The sequence below is a fragment of the Mycobacterium simiae genome (genome assembly GCF_008370645.1).
Classification (GTDB): domain Bacteria; phylum Actinomycetota; class Actinomycetes; order Mycobacteriales; family Mycobacteriaceae; genus Mycobacterium; species Mycobacterium simiae_A.
On record NZ_VTZN01000275.1, the window covers coordinates 1 to 4,197 of the forward strand.

Sequence of the window (4,197 nt, forward strand, 5' to 3'; positions counted from 1 at the left end):
GTCCGCGTATACTCCAACCATCGGTGGTTCCTTCCCTATCTAGCTAGCTCATTGGACCGTCTAGCTCCTTGGCGGTGAGCCCCCAACACCCTGCCTTAATCGCCTGTTTAGCGTAACGCGCTTCCCAGCGAGGTCGCCGCACCAAATTTTCCGGATAAGGCAAACGCTTCTCATGCCGGGTGGGGATGGCACGGTGAGCGTTCGACGTGGCCCGCCAAGCTGCGAGACCCCGCGGGCGATGGTGTTGCGGGCGCTCAGCGAATCTGGCTGATCAGCGCGTCGATCGCAGCGGCGGCCGGGGCAGCGGCTCGTCGGCTTCGAACCATGCACAGCGTGGGCGACCTCAATGCCGAGTTGGTCGAGTTCAACAGCGAAGCCGACCATGTGGTGTCCGCGCCCGCATGCGCGGACACCTCTGGTCGCCGTCCCACTTCGCCGTATCCTGCGGAGTCGCACCATTGTCGATCATCATGTCGCCGAATGCCTTCCAGCATCACGGCATCCGCTTTGACCGCCTGGTGGGCGACAAATGCGGCCCATGGCCGGGGCGCGGCGATGGGTAGTTGCGCGGTCACGCGGGTGCCGCGGTGGATTCGCGCGAACGTCACTGTCCCACGGAGCCGCACTGCCGGGAATCGCTCGGCCGCGGTTTCGGTTTCCATGTCACCTCACGCTGGAGGGTGCGGCCGGGCTCGGTAGGCGCGCTTGATCATCCACGGCCCCAGCGGGATTCGGTTCACTAAGCGATAGCATTCAAATCACGAGCGGTCCGGTGGCGCTGACACCGCTTGCGACAGCGTTCGCTCGGCATTGGCGCTCCACCAGGTCATAACGCAAGCTCGGCGAGCAGCTGGGCTGTGCGCCACCAGATCGCTGCGGCGAACACAGCCACAGCGATCACTGTCGCGACGGCTTGGATCAGGTTGCGGCGTTCGCTGGGTGGATACACGTAGGCCGCCGCGATCAGCGCCCCGGTGACCAGACCGCCCAGATGCCCCTGCCAGCTGATCAAATGCGAAGTGACCGCCGGAATGGCGAACGTGAACACCAAGTTGATGACAATGACCGCCACGACGCCCCGCACGTCCACATTGAGCCGCTTTGCCACCATAAACATGGCACCGAAAAGGCCGAAGATCGCGCCCGATGCGCCCGCGGTTGCCGCATTGAGCGGCGACAGCAAGTAGACCAGTACCGATCCGCCCAGCCCACTCAACGCGTAGAGCGCCCCGAAACGCAGTCGACCGAGCCACATCTCGAGCGGCGGCCCGACCACGTACAGCGCCCACATGTTGAGCAGCAAATGGGTTGCGCCATAGTGCAAGAACGCCGCGGTCACCAGGCGGTACAGCTGGCCGTCGGCCACGGCCGGTGACCACAGCACCAGCTGCTTCCCCACCCCTCGCAACGTCATCTGCAATACGAAAGCCAACACGTTGAGCGCGATCAGCGTGTAGGTGACCACCGGGGTGGTCGACCGCTGCCGCCCACCGAAGCGCGTCCGCGGCTGTCGAATGGTACGGGCGCCCGCCTGAACGCACTCGACACACTGGTGCCCTACCGCGGCATCGCGCATGCAGTCTGGGCAGATGTACCGTTCACAACGAGTGCAGCGGACAAACGTCGGGCGGCCCGGGTGCCGGTAGCATGTCGGTGCCTCGACCGGCGACTGCGGTGCGCTGGGGAAACTCATCTCACCAGTCTGGCCTGTATCGACCGACTGGGGGCGGGCCGGTGGTGATTGGCTGGCGGTTAGCTTTGCCCCGGCGTACCCGCGGAGCCGAAGATGGTGCCACCGTTACCTCCGGCGCCTCCGGATCCGCCGAAGATACCGTCCCCTCCGTCACCGCCGTTGCCAATCAATCGGGCGTTCCCGCCGTTGCCGCCGGCGGCAGCCGCGGGAGGTCCAGTGCTGGTGCCCGCGCCACCGCCGGGGCCGCCGCAGCCGATCAGCCCGCCGGTGCCGCCGTCGCCCCCGTCGCCACCGCTGGCACCGCCAAGGCCGGCCCCGCCGGTGCCGCCCGCTCCGCCGTAGCCGAACAATCCGATTGCGTTGCCGCCGTTGCCGCCATTGCCGCCCGGGCCTCCGATACCGCCATTGCCGCCGTTGCCGCCGTTGCCGATGAGGGTGCCGCCGCTACCACCGACACCGCCGGCCGAGGATGTTCCGCCGATGCCGAATTGCCCGTTTCCGCCGGCGCCGCCGTTCCCGAAGAATCCTGCGTTACCCCCATTACCGGCAAGACCACCGGCGAAGCCCCCAAGTCCGCCGTCCCCGCCGGCTCCGCCGGCGCCGAACACTCCGCCCGTGCCGCCGTTACCGCCGCCACCGCCGTCGCCGTTGGCACCGAAGCCGCCAGTCCCACCGTCGCCGCCGTCACCTATCAGCCCGCCGTCGCCGCCAAAGCCGCCGAGCCCACCGTTACCAGCGCCGATGCCGCCGACACCGCCGTCCCCGCCGCGGCCAATCAGCCCGGCATGGCCGCCGCCACCAGCGTTGCCACCATTGCCACCATTAGGGCCAGGCCCGCTCACCCCACCCGCGCCCCCGACGCCACCGTTGCCGAACAGACCGACCGCGTTGCCGCCAGCGCCGCCCGCCCCGCCATTTGCACCCACAGCAACCGCGCCGGCGCCGCCGGGGCCACCGACACCTCCGTTACCGAATAGCCATCCTCCGGCACCGCCGGTGCCGCCCGGTTGGCCGGCCACTGCGCTGAGGGTGCCGGGACCGCCGGCGCCTCCGGCCCCACCGTTGCCGATCAGCCCGGCCGCGCCACCATTCCCGCCGGGCTGACCCAGCCCACCCGAGCCGCCGTTGCCACCGTTGCCGTAGAGCAACCCTCCGGGCCCGCCGTCTTGCCCGGTGTTCGGTAGTCCATTGGTGCCATTGCCGATAAGTGGGCGGCCTAGCAGCGCCTGGGTGGGCGCGTTGAGCGCATTGAGCACGTTCTGCTCCGCGGCCTGGATCACTTGCAGCGGAGCGGCATTGGCGGACTCGGCCGCCGCATAGGAGCCGGCACCAGCGTTGAGCGCCTGGACAAACTGGTCGTGAAAAGCCATCGCCTGGGCACTCAACACTTGGTAGGCCTGCGCGTGCGCATCGAAGAGCGCCGCGACTGCGGCCGATACCGAGTCGGCGCCGGCAGCTACTACGCCGGTAGTAGGGAATGCCGCGGCGGCGTTTGCCGAGCTGATTAACGCCCGAATACCCGCAAGGTCTGTTGCGGCTGCCGCCACCATTTCTGGCGACACAATCACGAACGACATCTGCAACTTCTTCCGTCGGACATCGTCACCACTCGGGCAGAAATAAATTCTAACGGCGATTCAAGGCGACCCGGTACACCAATTCCTGCTGGCTGAGCGAGCCGGATCTGACCGCATTTTACGGCGTAATCCCTCCTCCGTGGGTCAGTTTGGCACCTCGCCCTGTGCACCGTTGGATCAGAGCTCAAAATAAGCCGCCGGGCACAGAAGGGCCGATACCAGCCTCCGGGCTCATCGTGTGAAATCCGTCCGTCGAAGAACCAGTAGGCGTTTGAAGCGGCCGGCGTTGGGAAACCAGGTTAACAGCCACCTTGGCGTGGTTCAGGTTTCACGCCGTCACGGGACGGCCTACCGAAATGGACACCCCTGCCATGTTCACCGGCATCGCCCACCACATGGGCACCCTGGTGAGCGCCATCACGGTACTCACCGGAGCCGCAATTCTGAGCGGCGGCGCGGCAGCAGCCGACCCAAACCAAGACGAGCAGTTTTTGGCATTGCTGGAGAGCAAAGAAATCCCTGCCCTCGCGAATGTGCCGAGCGTTATCGAAACTGCCCACAAGATCTGCCACAAACTGGATGGCGGCGCGCCGCTGCACGAGCTCGTGGAGGCAATGCGCGACACCGCATTCAACATCGATTCGAGCGCGCGCCTATACGCACCGGCCCGGGTCACGACCACCATTCACCGATTCATCACCGCCGCAGTCGAGGCATACTGCCCGCACCATCAAGGCGATGTCGCGACCATCACGGCTTATCGCGTACGGGCCTCGAATGAGCACTTGCTCCCCGCGTTCCCACTTACGGCGGTCAACTCGGGCCGTGACCCGGTCGGCCATGTGCGCGTGTCACTCATGGGCGAAGTCTCCGCTGGGGATACCGTCCCCGCGGACCCGTCGCCGATTCTGGTGCCACCGCCGCCGG

4 protein-coding genes are annotated in these 4,197 nt (G+C 66.9%); 1 reads left to right on the forward strand and 3 read right to left on the reverse strand.

Features of this window, described 5'->3' with window-relative positions; all coding sequences use genetic code 11:
* Positions 1-254: 254 nt before the first annotated feature.
* The 3 genes from F0Q45_RS29700 to F0Q45_RS24610 form a co-directional block, all read right to left on the reverse strand.
* Positions 255-662, reverse strand: a complete 408-nt coding sequence (locus F0Q45_RS29700; RefSeq protein WP_262491160.1) for a hypothetical protein — start codon at positions 660-662, stop codon at positions 255-257.
* A 164-nt stretch (positions 663-826) separates the two neighbouring features.
* Complete coding sequence (locus F0Q45_RS24605) at positions 827-1,693, reverse strand: rhomboid family intramembrane serine protease (RefSeq protein WP_149656376.1); 867 nt, start codon at positions 1,691-1,693, stop codon at positions 827-829.
* A gap of 59 nt (positions 1,694-1,752) precedes the next feature.
* Positions 1,753-3,270, reverse strand: coding sequence for a PE family protein (locus tag F0Q45_RS24610; RefSeq protein WP_149656377.1), 1,518 nt, complete (start codon positions 3,268-3,270; stop codon positions 1,753-1,755).
* Between the two features lie 356 nt (positions 3,271-3,626).
* Between F0Q45_RS24610 and F0Q45_RS24615 the strand changes: the two genes are divergently transcribed.
* A partial coding sequence (locus F0Q45_RS24615) for a DUF732 domain-containing protein (RefSeq protein WP_262491161.1) occupies positions 3,627-4,197 on the forward strand: 571 nt, incomplete at its 3' end.

Bases quoted from the DNA above. Each gene is read 5' to 3' on its own strand.
- F0Q45_RS29700 (WP_262491160.1), bottom strand. From the start codon at position 662: ATGGAAACCGAAACCGCGGCCGAGCGATTCCCGGCAGTGCGGCTCCGT.
- F0Q45_RS24605 (WP_149656376.1), bottom strand. From the start codon at position 1,693: ATGAGTTTCCCCAGCGCACCGCAGTCGCCGGTCGAGGCACCGACATGC.
- F0Q45_RS24610 (WP_149656377.1), bottom strand. From the start codon at position 3,270: ATGTCGTTCGTGATTGTGTCGCCAGAAATGGTGGCGGCAGCCGCAACA.